The 18,983-nt window shown below is 62.7% G+C and carries 17 protein-coding genes; 13 read left to right on the forward strand and 4 right to left on the reverse strand.

Annotated elements, in window-relative coordinates:
* Positions 1-93 precede the first annotated feature (93 nt).
* A complete protein-coding gene (locus tag F8N66_RS12945) occupies positions 94-1,095 on the forward strand; it encodes an ATP-binding protein (RefSeq protein WP_150770541.1) in 1,002 nt (333 codons plus the stop codon).
* A 119-nt stretch (positions 1,096-1,214) separates the two neighbouring features.
* A complete protein-coding gene (locus tag F8N66_RS12950) occupies positions 1,215-1,760 on the forward strand; it encodes a vWA domain-containing protein (RefSeq protein ID WP_224790465.1) in 546 nt (181 codons plus the stop codon).
* 118 nt (positions 1,761-1,878) lie between these two features.
* On the opposite strand, the gene F8N66_RS12955 is transcribed toward F8N66_RS12950, so the two are convergent.
* Positions 1,879-3,102 carry an NADH:flavin oxidoreductase/NADH oxidase family protein gene (locus tag F8N66_RS12955; RefSeq protein WP_150770543.1) on the reverse strand — a complete coding sequence of 408 codons (1,224 nt, stop codon included), beginning with the start codon at positions 3,100-3,102 and terminating at the stop codon, positions 1,879-1,881.
* A 119-nt stretch (positions 3,103-3,221) separates the two neighbouring features.
* Complete coding sequence (locus F8N66_RS12960) at positions 3,222-4,766, reverse strand: MFS transporter (protein WP_150770544.1); 1,545 nt, start codon at positions 4,764-4,766, stop codon at positions 3,222-3,224.
* Between the two features lie 103 nt (positions 4,767-4,869).
* On the opposite strand from F8N66_RS12960, the gene F8N66_RS12965 reads away from it, so the two are divergent.
* The 10 genes from F8N66_RS12965 to F8N66_RS13010 all read left to right on the forward strand — a co-directional run bounded on the left by F8N66_RS12965 (position 4,870) and on the right by F8N66_RS13010 (position 14,726).
* On the forward strand, positions 4,870-5,736 hold the full coding sequence (locus F8N66_RS12965) for a LysR family transcriptional regulator (protein ID WP_150770545.1): 867 nt from the start codon (positions 4,870-4,872) through the stop codon (positions 5,734-5,736).
* Between the two features lie 393 nt (positions 5,737-6,129).
* Complete coding sequence (locus F8N66_RS12970) at positions 6,130-7,689, forward strand: TerC family protein (protein WP_150770546.1); 1,560 nt, start codon at positions 6,130-6,132, stop codon at positions 7,687-7,689.
* A 376-nt stretch (positions 7,690-8,065) separates the two neighbouring features.
* Positions 8,066-8,914 carry a transporter substrate-binding domain-containing protein gene (locus F8N66_RS12975; protein ID WP_150770547.1) on the forward strand — a complete coding sequence of 283 codons (849 nt, stop codon included), beginning with the start codon at positions 8,066-8,068 and terminating at the stop codon, positions 8,912-8,914.
* Positions 8,915-8,965: 51 nt separating this feature from the next.
* Positions 8,966-9,628, forward strand: coding sequence for an amino acid ABC transporter permease (locus F8N66_RS12980; RefSeq protein WP_007941741.1), 663 nt, complete (start codon positions 8,966-8,968; stop codon positions 9,626-9,628).
* Positions 9,629-9,636: 8 nt separating this feature from the next.
* On the forward strand, positions 9,637-10,299 hold the full coding sequence (locus F8N66_RS12985; RefSeq protein ID WP_150770548.1) for an amino acid ABC transporter permease: 663 nt from the start codon (positions 9,637-9,639) through the stop codon (positions 10,297-10,299).
* A complete protein-coding gene (locus F8N66_RS12990) occupies positions 10,296-11,090 on the forward strand; it encodes an amino acid ABC transporter ATP-binding protein (protein WP_150770549.1) in 795 nt (264 codons plus the stop codon). The genes F8N66_RS12985 and F8N66_RS12990 overlap by 4 nt, the downstream gene beginning before the upstream one ends.
* Before the next feature lie 30 nt (positions 11,091-11,120).
* Positions 11,121-11,510, forward strand: coding sequence for a RidA family protein (locus F8N66_RS12995; protein ID WP_150770550.1), 390 nt, complete (start codon positions 11,121-11,123; stop codon positions 11,508-11,510).
* A 131-nt stretch (positions 11,511-11,641) separates the two neighbouring features.
* Positions 11,642-12,406 (forward strand): IclR family transcriptional regulator, encoded by a 765-nt coding sequence (locus tag F8N66_RS13000; protein WP_150770551.1) that lies wholly within the window; start codon positions 11,642-11,644, stop codon positions 12,404-12,406.
* A 39-nt stretch (positions 12,407-12,445) separates the two neighbouring features.
* Positions 12,446-13,663, forward strand: a complete 1,218-nt coding sequence (locus F8N66_RS13005; protein WP_150770552.1) for an amino acid deaminase — start codon at positions 12,446-12,448, stop codon at positions 13,661-13,663.
* 130 nt (positions 13,664-13,793) lie between these two features.
* On the forward strand, positions 13,794-14,726 hold the full coding sequence (locus F8N66_RS13010; RefSeq protein ID WP_150770553.1) for a sugar kinase: 933 nt from the start codon (positions 13,794-13,796) through the stop codon (positions 14,724-14,726).
* Positions 14,727-14,841: 115 nt separating this feature from the next.
* On the opposite strand, the gene F8N66_RS13015 is transcribed toward F8N66_RS13010, so the two are convergent.
* A complete protein-coding gene (locus F8N66_RS13015) occupies positions 14,842-15,117 on the reverse strand; it encodes a peptidylprolyl isomerase (protein ID WP_008066899.1) in 276 nt (91 codons plus the stop codon).
* Positions 15,118-15,171: 54 nt separating this feature from the next.
* On the reverse strand, positions 15,172-17,709 hold the full coding sequence (locus tag F8N66_RS13020) for a PAS domain-containing protein (protein WP_150770554.1): 2,538 nt from the start codon (positions 17,707-17,709) through the stop codon (positions 15,172-15,174).
* Positions 17,710-17,828: 119 nt separating this feature from the next.
* Between F8N66_RS13020 and F8N66_RS13025 the strand changes: the two genes are divergently transcribed.
* Positions 17,829-18,920 (forward strand): PilT/PilU family type 4a pilus ATPase, encoded by a 1,092-nt coding sequence (locus F8N66_RS13025; protein WP_150770918.1) that lies wholly within the window; start codon positions 17,829-17,831, stop codon positions 18,918-18,920.
* The last annotated feature ends 63 nt before the right edge of the window (positions 18,921-18,983 follow it).

Raw genomic sequence — 18,983 nt, forward strand, 5'->3', positions numbered from 1 at the left:
GATGCTGACTGACACACCGCTTTCGCGAGCAAACCCGCTCCCACAAGGGATCGAGGTGCTCTTGAGATCACCGACCATGACCGAGATTCAATAATGACCGACACCCCGCATTTCCCCCTCTCCGCCGTGGTCGGCGCCGACGACTTGAAGCTCGCGCTGTACCTGACCGCCATCGATCCGAAGATCGGCGGCGTGCTGATCGAAGGCCCGCGCGGCATGGCCAAGTCGACCCTGGCCCGTGGCCTGGCCGACCTGCTAGCCAGCGGACAGTTCGTCACCTTGCCGCTGGGCGCCACCGAAGAGCGTCTGGTCGGCACCCTGGACCTGGATGCAGCCCTGAGCGAAGGCCGCGCACAATTTTCCCCCGGCGTCCTGGCCAAGGCGGACGGTGGCGTGCTCTACGTCGATGAGGTCAATCTGCTCCCCGATCACCTGGTCGATCTGCTGCTCGACGTGGCGGCCAGCGGCACCAATCTGGTGGAGCGCGACGGCATTTCCCACCGGCATTCGGCGAAGTTCGTGCTGATCGGCACCATGAACCCGGAAGAGGGCGAGCTGCGCCCGCAACTGCTCGACCGCTTTGGCTTGAACGTTGCGCTCGGCGGCCACACCGCACCCGTCGAGCGGGGCCAGATCATTCGCCGACGCCTGGATTTCGACAGTGATCCCCAAGGCTTCTGTGCCGAATGGGAGAGCCAGCAGCACCTGTTGCGCGAGCGGTGCCAGAAGGCGCGCGGTGCATTGGCCAGTATTGCGCTGGACGATGCAGCGTTGGCGCAGATCACCGAGCGTTGCTTTGCCGCCGGTGTCGATGGCTTGCGCGCGGATCTGGTCTGGTTGCGCGCGGCCCGGGCCCATGCGGCCTGGCGTGGCGCGAATGCGATTGCCGAAGACGATATCGACGCGGTTGCCGAGTTCGCCTTGCGTCATCGTCGTCGCGAACACACACCACCGGCACCGCAGCAACACAATCAGTCCCCCTCCAGACAAGATTCCAGCCCCAGCGATGGCCAGGGCCAGTGGGGTGAAATGCCCGCCCAGGCGCTGCCGGTCGGTGCCCGGCGTGAAGTGCCGAGCTGGCCAAAAAAGCCCTAGGCATTCGCCCTCGATCTGACGCGGGGGCGAATGCCAGGCCCCGCGCCGGGCGACTCGACAACGGCAAGCAGGGTAAACGTCACGCCGCGCGAAGCGGGCTGGTCAATTGGCCCGGCACCTTGCTCAACGGCCGACCGCGCCAGCGTTCAGCGCTTTTATTTCAACTGCGTACCCGTTCGCCCCATGAGCTGTGGCTGGTGATTGTCGACGCTTCGGCATCGACCCGCCGCCATCAGGCCTTGAGGGATGCCAAGGGTTTATTGGCCCAGCTGTTCGATGACGCCTACCGCCAACGCGCACGCCTGGCCTTGCTCACTGCCAGCGGTGTGTCGCCGACGTGGCAAGTGCAAGGCTTGAAAGCCTCCAGCGGTTTGCGCACCTGGCTCGACGGTCTCGGCGCGGGTGGTGGCACGCCATTGCTGGCGGCGCTGGGCGAGGCGGGGCATTGGCTGGTAGCGCGCAAAAAGCGCTTCGCGGCGGAGCAGCAGCGATTGTTGGTGGTGACCGATGGTCGCTTGAAAGAGTGGTCGAGGCTGCCTGTCCTCGATTGTCCGGGACTGGTCATCGACATTGAACGCGGTCCGATTCGCCTGGGGCGCAGCCGGGTGTTGGCTGAGCAGTTGCAGGCTGAGTATCGGCATATCGATGAGCTGTTGCAGGGTTGAATCCAGCGTTGCCTGTGCAGGCCTCTTCGCGAGCAAGCCCGCTCCCTCATTAGGAATGAGTTCCCCTGTGGGAGCGGGCTTGCTCGCGAAAGCGGTAGATCAGCCACTGCACATTTGACTACTTGCCCATCGCCTGCCGGTACTGCCGGGTCCGCCGGGCGATGTACAACCGGTCAAGCATCAACGCCAACAACGCCGACACCTGCGGCCGGGTCGTGAGCCCGCGACTCAAGCGCTGCAGCTGGAACTTGACCACCGCCATGCTCGCCAAGGCCGCCAGCGGCTTGCGCTTCCAGCGAATCGGCGGTAGCTGCGGATGGCTGTCCTGGCCTTCGCGCCAGTGTTTGACCAGTTGCGGCTCGACGGCCAGCGCGGTGCCGATACCGGCCATGGCGATGCCACTGTCGAGCACGTGTTCGACAATGGCCAGGCGCCGAATGCCGCCTGTCACCATCACGGGCATGCGTGCCACGCTGGCCAACTCGCCGGCCATTTCCAGAAAATAGGCTTCACGCGCCAGGGTCCGACCGTCCCGAGCTTCGCCTTGCATCGCCGGTGCCTCGTAGCTGCCCCCGGACAGTTCCAGCAAATCGATCTGTTGCTCGTTGAGCCACTGGATCACCTGCCGGGCGTCATCGGCATCGAAACCACCGCGCTGGAAATCCGCCGAGTTGAGCTTCACCGCCACGCAAAACGAAGGCGAGACGGCTTTGCGTACCGCGTCGACCACCGCCAGCAGCAAGCGTGCACGGTTTTCCAGCGAGCCGCCCCAACGATCCGTGCGGCGATTGGTCAAGGGCGAGAGGAACTGGCTGATCAGGTAACCGTGCGCGGCATGAATCTGCACGCCGCTGAAACCGGCCTTTTCGGCAAGCGCTGCGCTGGTGGCGAAGCGTTGAATCACCTCCTCGATGTCGGCCTCGCTCATGGGTTTGGGTTCGGCAAACATCTTCGAAAACTGACCCAGGTCCAGCGCCACCGCCGAGGGTGCCAGGGCTTGCTGGCCGAGATTGGCCAGGGTCTGGCGGCCCGGATGATTGAGTTGCATCCAGAAATGCGCGCCGCCGGCCCGACCGATGCCGGCCCACTGGCGGAACCGCTCAAGGTGGCGTTCATCTTCCAGTACCACGCCACCGGGCCCGGTCATGGCACGGCGGTCGATCATCACGTTGCCGGTCAACAGCAACCCGGCTTCGCCCTCGGCCCATGCCTGGTACAAGCGAAACAGCGCTTGATCGGGTGCCTGCCGGGTATCGGCGAGGTTCTCTTCCATCGCGGCTTTGGCGATCCGGTTCCCGAGGGTCTGGCCGTTGGGCAATTGCAACGTTTGGAAGGGGGACATGCTTGGCTCCTCATCAGTGGTGAGTGGAGCCTAAGCTTAAAGTTAACTTCAATGTCAAGCAGGCAAAACGCAGGCCCGAGGGCATGACCTGCGATGACCAGGCCGAATGGGTGATGACGTCATTCAAGCGCCAGCTTCGATCGCGCCACGGGGATCGGATTGCGCATCAGCGTGCCCACCACCAGCGCCGCCAGCAATCCCGCCAGCCCCGCCACCCACAGCAACAGGCTGAAGCCGCCGACGAACGCCTGGCGTGCCAACGGTTCGACCGCGGAGCGCGCGGCTGGCGGCAACAGCTTCAGCGCCGCCGGCATGTCACCGGCCACCACCCGTGAGGCGACGCCCTGGGTGTGTTCGAGCCACTGCCCGCCCTGCGCCGACAACGTGTCGTGCAACAGCTGTTCACTATGGCCGGAAAGCAGTGCGCCATACACGCCGATCGCCAGCATCACTGCGCTGAAGCGCATGGTGGTGCTCATGCCCGACGCCATGCCGGTACGCTCGCGGGGGACGCAGGCCATGATGTTCTTCTGTGTGTCGCCATTGAGCAGGCCGGCGCCGGCACCAGTCACGGCGATCGCCAGGGCGAAGGGGAGATAACCGCCGCTGTTGACTGCCCAGGCGCTGAGCAGGTTGCCGCAGCCCACCAGGGTCAATCCGGTGGCCATCATGTTCGCCGGGGTCACGCGTCCCGCCAGCCGGGCGCCGATGCGCGGGAAGACCAGCATGGTCACGGCAAACGGCAGCATGCCCAGGCCTGCGGATATGGCGGTAAAGCCCAGGCCGTTCTGCAGGTAAAACGGCAACATCGTCATCATCACCTGGGCGCACGCGGCGTAGGAGAACATGCCGAGCAGGGCGCCAATGAAGCGCGGGTGACGAAACAGTTGCAGGTCGATCATCGGCCGCTGTTGCAGGCGCTCGATGATCACGAACAGTCCCAGCAGCAGGGCGCCACCCACCAGGCGCGCGTAGGTCACGGGGTTGTTCCAGCCGATGCGGTTGGCTTCGATCAGGCCCCAGATCAGGCACAACAGGCTGGCGCTGAACGCGAGGCTGCCCCAGGGGTCGAGACGGGCGGCCTGGGTGTCGCGCGATTCCGGCACCGCGCGCCAGACCATGAACATCAGGAACAGACCGACCGGCAGGTTGAGGTAGAAAATCCAGCGCCAACCCACGTATTCGGTGATCAGGCCGCCGAGGGTCGGTGCCGCCGTCATGGCCACGCCCATGCAACCGCCCCAGAACGCCCAGGCCTTGGCGCGCTCCACTTCGTCGTGAAAGACGTGACCAATGGACGCCAGCGCGGAGGTCAGCAGCAAGGCGCCGCCGACGCCCTTGATCGCCCGCGCGATGTCCAGAAACAATGCGTTGGGTGCCGCACCGCAACCCAGGGAAGCGAGGATGAAAATACCCAGTCCCCAGATCAGGGTTTTCTGCCGGCCAAAGCGGTCGGCCAGGCTTCCGGCGGGTAACAGCAACGCGGCGAACGCCAGCATGTAGGCGCTGACGACCCATTCGATGTCGACGAAGTTGGCCCCCAGGTCCCGGGCAATGCTGGGCAAGGTAACGGCGACGATGTTGGTGTCGAGCACGATCAGCGAGCAGACGGCGGAGGCCGTGAGCAAGGTCAGGCGCGGACTCACCGTGGGTTTGACGGGCATGGCAAGGGTTCTCTACTGTGAGGTTGCGTGCAGCTTATCGCTGGCCAAGGCTCTCTTTGTTAGGCGCGCACCCTCACTTCATTACCTTTGAGCTAATGCACCGATGGACATCCGCCATTTCCGCTACTTCCTCGCCGTCGGCCGTCATCGCAATTTCACCCGGGCCGCCGAGCAGTTGGGCATCGCGCCACCGACCTTGACCCGGCAGATCCAGGACATGGAAGCGGAACTGGGCACGCGCCTGTTTCTGCGTCAGGCGAGGGACGTGAGCCTGACTGAAGCGGGGGCGGCGCTGATGATCGAGGCCGACGCCACGGTGCGCCAGTTCGAGTCGGCCCAGCGCAATGCGCAACGCGCCGGTCGCGGCGATATCGGCCACATTGAACTGGGTTACGTGGCCTCGGCGGTCTACTCCGGGCTGCTGCAAAGGCAGGTACAGGGTTTTACCGGCGAGTACCCGGACGTCAGCCTCAACGTGCGGGAAAGCCCGATGGCCAGCCTGCCGAACATGATCCTGGAAGGGCGTTTCGACCTGGGTTACATCCGCTGTCCCCTGACGTTGCCCGAGGGTGTCGAAGCGGTGCGCCTGAACGACGAAGGCTTTGTCCTGGCGCTGTCGGTCGACAGCTGGCTGAGCCGTTTGCCGGTGATCACCTCGGCGCATCTGCACAACGAGAACTTCATTCTTCCCGAACAGGTGGTCGGCACCCTGCAGGTCGCAAGTCAGGGCGATTTCGTGCCGAAGCTGGGGGCGCAACCCGGTGGCCTGGTGGCGGTGATCGCGCTGGTTTCCCTGGGGCAGGGGGTGGCCGTGGTGCCGGCATCGGTGGTGGGGCATGTGAGTTTGCCGAACGTGGTGTATCGGCCGATCAGCGATTGCGATGCGACCTCGTGGCTGGCGCTGGTGCATCGGCGGTTCGAGAAGTCACCGGCGGTGAACAAGTACATTGAGCTTGTGAAAAAAGCCTGAAGCAAAAGCTTCGCGAGCAAGCCCGCTCCCACATTCGATCGTGTTTTGTCAGGAAAAAAGCGACCAAGAGTGGGAGCGGGCTTGCTCGCGAAAAGGCCCTGAAGAACACCTGGATTCCTAACTTGCTACAGATCTTGAAATGATTTCTGGCTGTAGGAATTGTAACTATCACCTGTAGGATTCAAGTCCTATTCTTCTTTCAGGACCTGCATGAACACCCTCACGGAGCCTCCCAGTTTCCCTTTCCCCTCGCGCCACCGCGCGGTCTTGACGCACGCGAAACATCCGGTCTTCCGGTTTCCGACTACCCCTGACATTGCACTTCCACGGCCTCTGCGCCGCGCCTTGCCGTGCCCGGCATTCTGAACCCACTGAAGAGATCGAGACGTTTTTATGGAATGGTTAGCTGACCCCACCGCATGGCTGGGCTTGTTGACGTTGATTGTGCTGGAGCTGGTGCTGGGCATCGACAACCTGGTGTTTATCGCCATCCTGGCGGACAAGTTGCCGCCGGAGCAGCGCGACCGCGCGCGCATCATTGGTCTGTCGCTGGCGTTGTTGATGCGACTGGGCCTGCTGGCAAGTATTTCCTGGCTGGTGACCCTGACCCAGCCGCTGTTCGAGGTGTTCGACAAGAGCTTCTCCGGGCGCGACCTGATCATGTTGTTCGGCGGTGTGTTCCTGCTGTTCAAGGCCACCATGGAGTTGCACGAACGCCTTGAAGGGCATGTCGGCCAGCGTTCCTCCAATACGGCTTATGCGCTGTTCTGGCCCATCGTGGCCCAGATCGTGGTGCTGGACGCAGTGTTCTCCCTCGATGCGGTGATCACCGCCGTGGGTATGGTCGATGAATTGTCGGTGATGATGATCGCGGTGATCATTTCCATCGGCCTGATGATCGTCGCCAGCAAACCGCTGACCCGTTTCGTCAACGCACACCCGACGGTGATCATGCTGTGCCTGGGCTTCCTGATGATGATCGGCTTTGCCCTGACCGCCGAAGGCCTGGGCTTCCACATTCCCAAGGGCTATCTGTATGCGGCCATCGGTTTCTCGATCCTGATCGAGGTGTTCAACCAGATCGCCCGGGCGCGACGCAAGCGCTCGATGCAGGGCCTGCGACCGATGCGCGAACGGACCGCCCATGCGGTGATGCGCCTGCTGGGCGGCCGTAAACTGGCGGTGGAAGAGGTCGGTGAGGAGATTGCCGACATGCTCGACAACGGCGAGGCGCCGAACGAAGAGCTGTTTGATCGCCGCGAGCGGGTCATGATCAGTGGCGTGCTGCAACTGGCCGAACGACCGATCCGCACCCTGATGACCGTGCGCGCCGACGTCGATCACATCGACCTGGCGGATGACGCCGAGGCGATTCGTACACGATTGATGCATTCGTCCTACTCACGCCTGCCGCTGATCCGCGATGGCGCGGTGGACGAGCCGTTAGGTTTCGTCCACAAGAAAGAGCTGCTCAAGGAGTTTCTCGCCGGCAACCAGCCCGACCTTGCCCATCTGGCGCGTCAGACCATCAACCTGCTGGAGAGCTATTCGATCCTCAACGCCCTGGAACAGATGCGCAAGGCGTCGACGCACATCGCTTTTGTGGTCAACGAATTCGGTGACTTCGTCGGCGTGCTGACCATGACCGACATCCTCGAATCGATTGCCGGCGAACTGCCGGACGCCAGCGAAATCGAAGGCCCCGACGTGATCGAGGAGAAGGGCGGATTCGTGGTCAGCGGCGCCCTGAACCTGGCGCGGGTGCGCCAGCGCACCGGGTTCGCGGCAGAACCGACCGACGACTACCAAACCCTGGCCGGCCTGGTGGTCAGCCTTATCGACCGGTTGCCGATGATCGGCGACAGCCATGAGTGGGAAGGCTGGTGCCTGACGGTGATGTCGGTTGAAGAGCGGCGGGTGACACGGGTGTTTCTGGCGCGTATCGGCGGGTAAATCTGCGTCCGCTTCAACAGCCCCTTCGCGAGCAAGCCCGCTCCCACATTTGATCGCATTCCAATGTGGGAGCGGGCTTGCTCGCGAAAGGGTCCGGATGAGCGCCACCGTACTGCCGAGTGCCCCCGCGCCATTTTGCGCCGCCTCACATCCCGATGTGGTGCAAATACCCGCCTTCTGTAGCCAACGGTAGCGCTACGCTATCGTTTCCCCAGGTAACGCCTTTCTACGCATTAACCCATCCCCCTGATTCAAAACACTTTTCAATCCCCCCTACATTCCCCCCACATCCTGTGGCACACTTTCTGCTGTCTGTTCCGTTGTTACATACCAAGTTCCGGTATAGCGGAATAAACATCATCCTGGAGTGCTTGCCATGCATCGCCGACCATCCTTGTTCAAAGCGTGTGTTCTTGTTTTTGCAGCGACTGCTGCTGCCGTGGGCGTGGCCCAGGCGGCGGACAGCAAGCTCGATAGCGTCCTGGCCCGTGGCAAACTGATTGTGGGCACCGGCAGCACCAATGCGCCGTGGCACTTCCAGGGCGCGGATGGCAAGTTGCAGGGTTTTGATATCGATATCGCGCGCATCGTCGCCAAAGGTCTGTTCAATGACCCGAGCAAGGTCGAGTTCGTGGTGCAGTCGTCCGATGCGCGGATTCCCAATTTGCTGACCGACAAGGTCGACATGAGTTGCCAGTTCATCACCGTGACCGCCAGCCGTGCGCAGCAGGTAGCGTTTACCCTGCCGTACTACCGTGAAGGCGTCGGCCTGCTGTTACCGGCCAACAGCAAGTACAAGGAAATCGAAGACATGCAAGCCGCCGGCGATGGCCTCACCGTCGCGGTGCTGCAAAACGTCTATGCCGAGGAACTGGTGCACCAGGCGTTGCCCAAGGCCAAGGTCGATCAGTACGACAGCGTCGACCTGATGTACCAGGCGGTGAACTCGGGCCGTGCCGACGCGGCGGCCACCGATCAGTCTTCGGTCAAGTACCTGATGGTGCAGAACGCCGGCCGCTATCGCAGCCCGGCCTACGCCTGGAGCCCGCAAACCTATGCCTGCGCGGTCAAGCGCGGCGACCAGGACTGGCTGAACTTCGTCAACACCGCCCTGCATGAAGCCATGACCGGCGTTGAATTCCCGACTTACGCGGCGTCGTTCAAGCAGTGGTTCGGTGTCGAGCTGCCGTCGCCGAAGATTGGTTTCCCTGTCGAATTCCAATGACCCCGTGAGAGCGGGGCGGTCCTGATCGCCCCGCTCAAGGTACTGCCGACCATGAACTATCAGTTGAACTTTGCCGCCGTGTGGCGCGATTTCGACACCTTGCTGGCGGGGCTCGGACTGGGCCTGGAACTGGCGCTGGTGTCGATCGCCATCGGCTGCGTGATCGGCCTGCTGATGGCGTTTGCTTTGTTGTCGAAGCACCGCGCGTTGCGGGTGCTGGCATCGGTGTATGTCACGGTGATCCGTAACACGCCGATTCTGGTGTTGATTCTGTTGATCTACTTCGCCTTGCCCAGCCTGGGGATCCGGCTGGACAAGATTCCCTCGTTCATCATCACCCTGTCGCTGTATGCCGGCGCGTACCTGACCGAAGTGTTCCGCGGCGGCCTGCTGAGCATTCCCAAGGGGCAACGCGAAGCCGGCCTGGCGATCGGACTGGGCGAGTGGCAGGTCAAGGCCTACGTCACCGTGCCGGTGATGTTGCGCAATGTGCTGCCGGCCTTGTCGAACAACTTCATTTCGCTGTTCAAGGACACCTCGCTGGCGGCGGCGATCGCCGTGCCGGAGCTGACCTATTACGCGCGCAAGATCAATGTCGAGAGCTACCGGGTGATTGAAACCTGGCTGGTGACCACGGCGCTCTACGTGGCGGCCTGTTACCTCATTGCCATGATGCTGCGCTACCTCGAACAGCGTCTGGCGATTCGCCGATAGGAGGCCCCATGTACGAATCCCCCAGTTGGTTGCATGAGTTGTGGGTAGCGCGGGAACCCTTGTGGCAAGGCTTTCTCACCAGTGTGCAGGTGTCGGCGCTGGCGATTCTGCTCGGCACCGTGCTCGGTGTCTTCGCCGGCCTGGTGCTGACCTACGGCAAGTTCTGGATGCGCGCGCCGTTTCGTTTTTATGTCGATGTGATTCGCGGCACCCCGGTGTTTGTGTTGGTGCTGGCTTGCTTCTACATGGCACCGGCGCTGGGCTGGCAGATCAGCGCGTTCCAGGCCGGTGCCCTGGGCCTGACGCTGTTCTGCGGCTCCCACGTGGCCGAGATCGTGCGCGGTGCGTTGCAGGCTCTGCCGCGCGGGCAGATGGAAGCGAGCAAGGCCATCGGCCTGACCTTCTATCAGTCCCTGGGCTACGTGCTGTTGCCCCAGGCCATGCGCCAGATCCTGCCGACCTGGGTCAACTCTTCGACCGAGATCGTCAAGGCTTCGACGCTGTTGTCGGTGATCGGTGTGGCCGAGCTGTTGCTCAGCACCCAGCAGATCATCGCCCGGACGTTCATGACCCTGGAGTTTTACCTGTTCGCCGGTTTTCTGTTCTTCGTCATCAACTACGGCATCGAGTTACTCGGCCGGCACATTGAAAAGCGGGTGGCCTTGCCATGACTCAAGTTCAAAACACTGCACAAAACGGCCAACCGCTGCTGGACATTCGCGGCCTGCACAAACGCTACGACCAGCTCGAAGTGCTCAAGGGTGTCGACCTGACAATGCAGCGCGGCAACGTGGTGACGCTGATCGGTTCCAGCGGTTCGGGCAAGACCACGCTGCTGCGCTGCGTGAACATGCTCGAAGAGTTCCAGGGCGGGCAGATCCTGCTCGACGGCGAATCCATCGGCTATGACGACATCAACGGCAAGCGCGTGCGCCACCCGGAAAAGGTCATCGCCCGCCATCGCGCCATGACTGGCATGGCGTTCCAGCAGTTCAACCTGTTTCCGCACCTCACCGCCCTGCAGAACGTCACCCTGGGTTTGCTCAAGGTGAAGAAGCTGCACAAGGACGAGGCGGTGGCACTGGCGGAAAAATGGCTGGAGCGGGTCGGTCTGCTGGAACGCCGCGATCACTTCCCCGGCCAGTTGTCCGGCGGCCAGCAGCAGCGCGTGGCGATTGCCCGGGCCATTGCGATGAACCCGAGCCTGATGCTGTTCGACGAAGTGACCTCGGCGCTGGACCCGGAGCTGGTCAGCGAAGTGCTGAATGTGATCAAGGGCCTGGCGGACGACGGCATGACCATGCTGCTGGTGACCCACGAAATGCGCTTTGCCTTCGAGGTCTCCGACAAGATCGTTTTCATGAATCAGGGGCGCATCGAAGAGCAGGGGCCTCCCAAGGAACTGTTCGAGCGCCCGCAATCGCCACGTCTGGCGGAATTTCTCAAAAGCACACGTTTTTGATCCTTTAATGTTCAATCAGGAGAAACACTCATGAGCATCACTCGTTACGGCACCGGCAGCAGCGCCGCGGGCGGCACGCCTCGTCCTTTCGCCCGCGCCGTGGAAGCCGATGGCTGGCTGCACGTTTCTGGCCAGGTGCCGGCGCTGGATGGCGAGATCATTGTGGGCGGCATCGTCGAGCAGACCCACCAGACCATGAAGAATCTGATCGCGATTCTCGAAGAGGCCGGTTATGGCCTTGAAGACGTGGTGCGTGCCGGGGTGTGGCTGGAAGATCCGCGGGATTTCACCAGTTTCAACAAGGTCTTCGCCGAGTACTTCAAACCCGAACACGCACCGGCCCGGGCCTGTGTACAGGCGAACATGATGGTCGACTGCAAGGTTGAGATCGACTGCATCGCCTACAAGAAAAAGGCCTGATCCTCGCCGGCTCTTGTAGGCGCTGCCGAAGGCTGCGATCTTTTGCCGTTTTTTGGACGCACCGCAAAGGCAAGATCTAAAGATCGCAGCCTGCGGCAGCTCCTACAGGTAAACGAAATGAGCACACTGACATGACCGAAGACACCATCAAGCGCCGGGCACGCGGTCTGGACCGGGCGTTCGATATCCTCGATTTCCTCAAGGAGATCGGCCAGCCCCTGCGCCCGAATGAAATCGCCAGCGGCATCGGCAGCCCCAAATCCACGGTCTACGAACTGGTTGCCTCGCTGCTGGAACGACGGATCCTGGAGCCGGTCGGCAAGGATGGCCACGTGTACCTCGGTCGCCAGCTGTACTTCCTTGGCCAGGCGCACTTGCGCCATTTCGACCTGACCCGCGAGGCCGATCTGGCCTTGCAGGAAATCGTCAGCCAGACCCACGAAACCGCGCAGATGTGCCTGCTCAACGGGCGCAAATACACCGTGGCGCTGATGAAGGAAGGCGAGCGGCATTTCCGCATTTCCTCGGACATCGGCGAGAACGCGCCGATCCCCTGGACCGCGTCCGGGCGCCTGCTGCTGGCGCACCTGAGCGACCAGGCCATCATCGACCTGATCGACCACGACGATTTCATCCTGCCCAGCGGCGAACGCCTGCCCCTGGAGCAGTTCCTCAAGGAAATCCGCCAGGCCGGCCTCGACGGCTTTTTCTCCTTCGACAGCGTGGCCGACACCTTTACCCATTGCTTCGCCGCCCCGGTCAAAGACCCGAACGGCGTGGCCATTTGTACCTTGTGCATCGTCGCGCCGCGCGCTGACGCCAAGACCCATTACAACGACTATCGCCGGGTGCTGATCGACAGCGCCAACAGCCTGGCCCGTCGCATCAACGAATAACAGCGGCTGCTGGCAGCCGCGAATGTGAGGAGTTCAACCATGTCTTCTGCCCCCCATACTGCCGCCGTGGAAAAGGGCTTTGCCCAGACCGGCGCCAACCTGGTCCGCGACGTCAGCCTGCCAGCACTGGTGCTGCATCGCGAGCCGCTGGAACACAACATTCGCTGGATGCAGGCGTTTGTCAGCAACAGCGGCGCGGAACTGGCGCCCCATGGCAAGACCAGCATGACCCCGGCATTGTTTCGCCGTCAGCTCGACGCCGGCGCCTGGGGCATTACCCTGGCCAGCGCCACGCAAACCCGCGCGGCCTACGCCCATGGCGTGCGCCGGGTGCTGATGGCCAACCAACTGGTCGGCACGCCGAACATGGCGTTGATCGCCGACCTGCTGGCGGACGCGACCTTCGACTTCTATTGCATGGTCGATCACCCGGACAACGTGGCGGATCTGGGCGCGTATTTCGCAAGCCGTGGTGTGCGCTTGAACGTGATGATCGAGTACGGCGTGGCGGGCGGTCGCTGCGGTTGCCGCAGTGAACAGGAAGTCCTCGACCTGGCCAAGGCGATCGCCGCGCAACCGGCCCTGGCGCTGACCGGCATCGAAGGCTACGAAGGGGTGATCCACGGCGATCACGCTGTCAGCGGCATTCGCGCATTTGCCGGTTCACTGGTTCGCCTGGCCGTGCAGTTGCAGGACAGTGGCGCGTTCGCCATCGCCAAGCCGATCATCACCGCGTCGGGCTCGGCCTGGTATGACTTGATCGCCGAGGAATTCGAGGCGCAGAACGCGGCCGGGCGTTTCCTCAGCGTGTTGCGTCCCGGCAGCTACGTGGCCCACGACCATGGCATCTACAAGGAAGCGCAATGCTGCGTGCTGGATCGTCGCAGCGATTTGCACGAAGGGTTGCGTCCGGCTCTGGAAGTCTGGGCCCATGTGCAGTCGCTGCCTGAGCCGGGTTTCGCGGTGATTGCCCTGGGCAAGCGCGACGTCGCCTACGACGCCGGTTTGCCGGTGCCGTTGCTGCGTTACAAGGCGGGTGTGGTGCCGGCCAAGGGCGACGATGTCGGCGCCTGCAAAGTGACGGCGGTGATGGATCAGCATGCGTTCATGACCGTGGCGCCGGGGGTGGAATTGCGGGTGGGTGACATCATTTCGTTCGGCACTTCGCACCCGTGCCTGACGTTCGACAAATGGCGCACGGGGTGCCTGGTGGATGAGCAACTGAACGTCATCGAGAACATGGAAACCTGTTTCTAAGGTTCAAGACCGAGGCGCGGCCTTCGCGAGCAAACCCGCTCCCACATTTGATCGCATTCCAATGTGGGAGCGGGCTTGCTCGCGAAGGCGTCCTTGCAGACAACATCGCAACACCAGAGACGCCACAACAATGAACACCATCAACACCCTGGGCCCCAACGCCCCCCGCATCGCCCTGATCGGCGAATGCATGATCGAGTTGCAGCATCGCGCCGATGGCAGCCTGCAACAGAGCTTCGGCGGCGACACCTTGAACACCGCGGTCTACCTCTCCCGTGAACTGGGCGCGGCCGGCGCCGTGGATTATGTCACCGCCCTGGGCGATGACAGTTTCAGCGATGCCATGTGCCAGGGCTGGGCCGCTGAAAACATCGGTCTGGACCTGGTCCAGCGCCTGCCCGGTCGCTTGCCGGGGCTGTACTGCATCCAGACCGATGCTGCTGGCGAGCGGCGTTTCCTCTACTGGCGCAATGAGGCGGCGGTGCGTGATTGCTTCACCACCCCGGCGGCTGCACCGATCCTGGCGGCGTTGCCGGACTACGACGTGCTGTATTTCAGCGGTATCACCCTGGCGGTGCTGGGCGTGCAGGGGCGGGAAAAACTGCTGGAAACCCTGATCGAGGCCCGGCAGCGCGATGCCAGGATCGTCTTCGACAACAACTACCGGCCACGCCTGTGGGCTTCGGTGGAGGAGGCGCGGGCGGCTTATCGCAGCGTGCTGCCCTATGTCGACCTGGCGCTGCTGACCGTCGACGACGAACAGGCGCTGTTCCATTTCGCCGATTGCGCGGCGGTGTTTGCCGCCTATGAACAGATCGGCACGCCGGAAGTGGTGCTCAAGCGTGGCGCCGAGGCTTGCCTGATTCGTTGTGAGGGGGAGTCATTTGAAGTGCCGGCGCAGAAGGTCGAGCACGTGGTGGACACCACGGCGGCGGGGGATTCGTTCAGCGCGGCGTATCTGGCCAGCCGGCTCAAGGGCGGGAGCCCGGTGGAGGCGGCTGAAGCCGGGCATCGGTTGGCGAGTCGGGTGATTCAGGTGCCGGGGGCGTTGATTCCCAGGTAAGTGCTGGATGGCCGCTGGCTGCGCCATCGGTTCGCGGGCAAGCCCGCTCCCACAATGGAATGCGGCCAATTGTGGGAGCGGGCTTGCTCGCGAAAGGGCCCTCAAGACAAAAACCTCAATCGCGGAAAAACACCTGCACCAGGTGATAGCCGAACTTGCTCTTGATCGGCCCATGCACCACCCGCAGCGGTTTCTTGAAGATCACCGCATCGATCACCCCGACCATCTGCCCCGGCCGCACTTCACCCAGGTCGCCGCCGCGCTTGCCGGACGGGCAGGTGGAGTACTTCTTGGCCAGCACATCAAAGGCTTCGCCTTTGGCGATGCGTTGCTTGAGTTGCTCGGCTTCTTCCGAGGTTTTCACCAGTATGTGGCGGGCTTGAGCTTTCATCGGGCTACCTTGTAACGGGGGTGGCAGGTACGGGGCGCGCGATTATGCCCTAACTCACTCGGGTTGGCCGATCATCGTACGAATCTTGTTGGCCAACAGGTCCATGGAAAACGGCTTGGCCACCATGTCCATGCCTTCTTCAAGGAAACCCTGGCGTTCAGCGGCCATTTGCGCATAACCGGTCATGAACAGCACTTTGAGCTGCGGGCGGTGCTGGCGGGCGATCTCTGCCAGTTGACGGCCATTCATCCCCGGCAGGCCGACATCGGTGACCAGCAGGTCGATCCTCAGGCCGGATTCCAGCAAGGGCAGGGCCGTTCTTGCATCCTCGGCTTCGTGGGCCTGGTAGCCCAGCTCCTTGAGCAGGTTCAGCACCAGCATGCGCACCGCCGGGTCGTCCTCCACCAGCACCACGGTTTCCCCGGCAATCGCCGGCGGTGCCTCGCTGATGACCGGCGACAGCACGTTTTCCTCTTCCATGGCATGAAGGCGCGGCAGGTACAGGCGCACACTGGTGCCCTGGCCAGGCAGGCTGAACAGGCTGACGTGACCCCCCGATTGCTGGGCAAAACCGTAAATCATCGACAATCCCAGCCCCGTACCCTGGCCGATGGGCTTGGTGGTGAAGAACGGATCGAACGCCTTGGCCAGGACCTTGGGCGTCATGCCGGTGCCGTTGTCGCTGACGGCGATCATCAGGTAGTCGCCGGCCTTGACCGGTTCCAGGATGTTGATGTCACTGCTGTCGAGGTACACGTTGGCGGTTTCGATGCGCAACTCGCCGCCATCGGGCATGGCATCGCGGGCGTTGATCACCAGGTTGAGCAGGGCGTTTTCCAGTTGGCTGACATCGGTGCTGACTGACCAGATGTTGTCCGCCAGTTGCAGCTTGAGCTCGATGTGGTCGCCCTTGGTGCGGCTGAACAGGTCTTCCAGGGAATGGATCAGGTCGTTGGCATTGAGCGGCCGGCGATCCAGCGACTGACGCCGGGAGAACGCCAGCAAGCGATGGGTCAGGGCCGCGGCACGGTTGGCCGAGGATACCGCCGCTTCGGTGAACCGGGCGATTTCCGTGATGCGCCCGTCGGCAATGTAGCGTTGCATCAGGTCGAGGCTGCCGATGATCCCGGTCAGCATGTTGTTGAAGTCATGGGCGATACCGCCGGTGAGCTGGCCGACCGCTTCCATTTTCTGCGCATGGCGCAGGGCGTCTTCGGCGCGCTCGCGTTCGAACATCTCGTTTTGCAGGCGCTGATTGGTCTCGGCCAATTGCTGGGTGCGGGCGGCGACCCGTTCTTCGAGGGTTTCGTTGAGGTTGCGCAAGGCTTCTTCGGTCTTTTTGCGTTCGGTTTCGTCAATCACGAAGATATAGAAACCGTTCACCGCGCCGTCGGCGCCGTGGCGCGGCAAATAGTTCATCAGCGCATGGCGGATGCTGCCGTCACGGTGCGGCGTGTTGATGCTGAAGCAGCAGGTCTTGCCCGTCAGCGCCTGGGCGATGTGCTCGGCACGCAGGGCGTAGGCCGCGTCGCCCAGCACTTCGCGCACGGTCTTGCCGTAGAGTTCCTGGGGCGTCAGGCCGTACCAGTCCAGGTAGGCGGAATTGTTCAGGCGAAAGCGCTCTTCGCGGTCGACGTAGCTGATCAGGATCGGCATGGCATTGATGATCAGCTGCAATTCGGTCTGGCTCTGGCGCAGGGCCTGCTCGGTATTCTTGCGCTCGGTCAGGTCCAGGGCGGCACCGAGGAAGCGGATTGGCCGGCCATGATGGTCCTTGTAGCAGCGCCCGCGGGCAAACACCCAGCGCAGCTGGCCGTCGGCTTGCAGCAGGCGATATTCCTCGGCGTATTCGCTGCCCTGGGTGATGCACTGCTTGATGCTGCGGGCAATCAGGGCGCGGTCTTCGGGGTGGACAGCGTGCAGGTATTCGCTGATTGGCAATTGGCCCGACAGGGCCGGGTCGACGCCATGCAATTGGGCGAAATGCGCGTCGGCGATGAAACGGTCTTCACCGATGTCCCAGTCCCAGGTGCCCACTGCGTCGGTGGCGGCGAGGGCCAGTTGCAGGCGCTCCTCGGTGTCCTGTTGCGCCTTGAGGCTGGCGGCCGAGCGCTGTTCCAGTTCCAGGGCGATGCGCCGGCGTTCGTTGGTTTCGATGGCGGTGACCAGGATCCCGGCGACCTCGGCGCTTTCATCGCGGATCGGGCTGTAGGTCAGGTCGAGCCAGAAGTCCGTATCCTTGCCGTCACGCTGCAGGGTGAAGCGTTGTTCGCTGTAGCTGCGGACCTGGCCTTGTAGGACGGCGCTGTAGATCGGGTCGGTAAAGTCCTGGAGTTCTGGCCATGTCTGGTGTGTCGGTTGTCCGAAAGCGTGCGGATGCTTGCTTCCGGCCAGCAGGGCGAAGCCGTCGTTGTAGATCTGTGTCAGCTGCGGCCCCCAGAGCAACAGCATCGGCATTGGCGAGTGGATCACGATGTCCACGGCGGTGCGCAGGCTCTGCGGCCAGGTACTGGCCTCGCCCAAGGGACTGCTCGCCCAGTCCAGTCGGGCAATCAAGGCCTGGGCATCGCTGCCGGTGGGTGATGCGTTCATCAAGGTGTCCTGCCATTGAAGTCGGTGTGACGCTGTCTACTATGCTTGCTGAGCGATCAATGCGTTGGCCCGGTCCGGGTCGTTTCTGTCAATTGAATGCCTCGCGGGTGCTTTTTGCCATGGAAATCGATGCGTTGTTGAAACGCCTGGCCAGCCAGGATGGCTCCGACCTTTATCTGTCCACCGGTGCACCGCCGAGCGCGCGGTTCGACGGTGTCCTCACGCCCCTGGCCGAGCAATCGTTCAAGCCGGGGGAGATTGCGGCCATTGCCGCGTCCATCATGGACGCCGAACAGCGCCTGGAGTTCGATCGCGAGCTGGAGATGAACCTGGCGATCTCCCTGGCGGGCACCGGCCGCTTTCGGGTGAATATTTTCAAACAGCGCAACGACGTGTCGATGGTCGTGCGCAACGTCAAGCTCGACATCCCGCGCTTCGAAGACCTCAAGTTGCCCTCGGTGCTGCTGGAAACGGTGATGCTCAAGCAAGGCCTGATGCTGTTTGTCGGCGCCACCGACTCGGGCAAGTCTACCTCGCTGGCGGCCTTGATCGACTACCGCAATCGCCACAGCCGGGGGCATATCGTCACCATCGAAGACCCAATCGAGTACATCCACCGGCACCAGCAATCGATCATCAACCAGCGTGAAGTCGGCGTCGACACCCGCAGTTTCCATGCGGCCTTGCACAACACCCTGCGCCAGGCGCCGGACGTGGTGCTGATCGGCGAAATCCGCGACCGCGAAACCATGGAGCACGCGCTGGCATTCGCCGACACCGGGCATCTGGTGCTCTCCACCCTGCACGCGCATAACGCCCATCAGGCGCTGGACCGCGTGATCAACTTCTTCCCGCAAGAGCGCCGGGCGCAACTGCTCAACGACCTTTGCAACAACCTCAAGGCCTGTGTGTCCCAACGCCTGGTGCGTACCCGCGATGGGCAACGGCGGGTGGCCGTGGAGGTGATGCTGGGGACGCCGACCATTGCCGACCTGATTCGGCTCAACCAGTTTTCCGAGCTCAAGGGCGTGATGGAGAAATCAGGGGCGCAGGGGATGCAGACGTTTGACGGGGCATTGTTCGCGTTGGTGGTGGAGGGGGTGATCGAAGTGGAAGAGGCGCTAAAACATGCGGATTCGGTGAATAACTTGCGGCTGCGGCTCAAACTTCACAGCGAAGTCGCGCCGGGCGATTGGGGCCTGATGGACTGACACCTATCCCTGTAGGAGCTGCCGCAGGCTGCGATCTTTTGATCTTCAAAATCACAAGATCGC

This window comes from Pseudomonas fluorescens (genome assembly GCF_902498195.1).
Taxonomy (GTDB): Bacteria; Pseudomonadota; Gammaproteobacteria; order Pseudomonadales; family Pseudomonadaceae; genus Aquipseudomonas; species Aquipseudomonas fluorescens_BU.

Bases quoted from the DNA above. Each gene is read 5' to 3' on its own strand.
- F8N66_RS13015 (WP_008066899.1), bottom strand. From the start codon at position 15,117: ATGAAAGCTCAAGCCCGCCACATACTGGTGAAAACCTCGGAAGAAGCC.
- F8N66_RS12980 (WP_007941741.1), top strand. From the start codon at position 8,966: ATGAACTATCAGTTGAACTTTGCCGCCGTGTGGCGCGATTTCGACACC.
- F8N66_RS13010 (WP_150770553.1), top strand. From the start codon at position 13,794: ATGAACACCATCAACACCCTGGGCCCCAACGCCCCCCGCATCGCCCTG.
- F8N66_RS13020 (WP_150770554.1), bottom strand. From the start codon at position 17,709: ATGAACGCATCACCCACCGGCAGCGATGCCCAGGCCTTGATTGCCCGA.
- F8N66_RS12955 (WP_150770543.1), bottom strand. From the start codon at position 3,102: ATGTCCCCCTTCCAAACGTTGCAATTGCCCAACGGCCAGACCCTCGGG.
- F8N66_RS12985 (WP_150770548.1), top strand. From the start codon at position 9,637: ATGTACGAATCCCCCAGTTGGTTGCATGAGTTGTGGGTAGCGCGGGAA.
- F8N66_RS12945 (WP_150770541.1), top strand. From the start codon at position 94: ATGACCGACACCCCGCATTTCCCCCTCTCCGCCGTGGTCGGCGCCGAC.
- F8N66_RS13025 (WP_150770918.1), top strand. From the start codon at position 17,829: ATGGAAATCGATGCGTTGTTGAAACGCCTGGCCAGCCAGGATGGCTCC.
- F8N66_RS12960 (WP_150770544.1), bottom strand. From the start codon at position 4,766: ATGCCCGTCAAACCCACGGTGAGTCCGCGCCTGACCTTGCTCACGGCC.
- F8N66_RS13000 (WP_150770551.1), top strand. From the start codon at position 11,642: ATGACCGAAGACACCATCAAGCGCCGGGCACGCGGTCTGGACCGGGCG.
- F8N66_RS12975 (WP_150770547.1), top strand. From the start codon at position 8,066: ATGCATCGCCGACCATCCTTGTTCAAAGCGTGTGTTCTTGTTTTTGCA.
- F8N66_RS13005 (WP_150770552.1), top strand. From the start codon at position 12,446: ATGTCTTCTGCCCCCCATACTGCCGCCGTGGAAAAGGGCTTTGCCCAG.
- F8N66_RS12995 (WP_150770550.1), top strand. From the start codon at position 11,121: ATGAGCATCACTCGTTACGGCACCGGCAGCAGCGCCGCGGGCGGCACG.
- F8N66_RS12970 (WP_150770546.1), top strand. From the start codon at position 6,130: ATGGAATGGTTAGCTGACCCCACCGCATGGCTGGGCTTGTTGACGTTG.
- F8N66_RS12990 (WP_150770549.1), top strand. From the start codon at position 10,296: ATGACTCAAGTTCAAAACACTGCACAAAACGGCCAACCGCTGCTGGAC.
- F8N66_RS12965 (WP_150770545.1), top strand. From the start codon at position 4,870: ATGGACATCCGCCATTTCCGCTACTTCCTCGCCGTCGGCCGTCATCGC.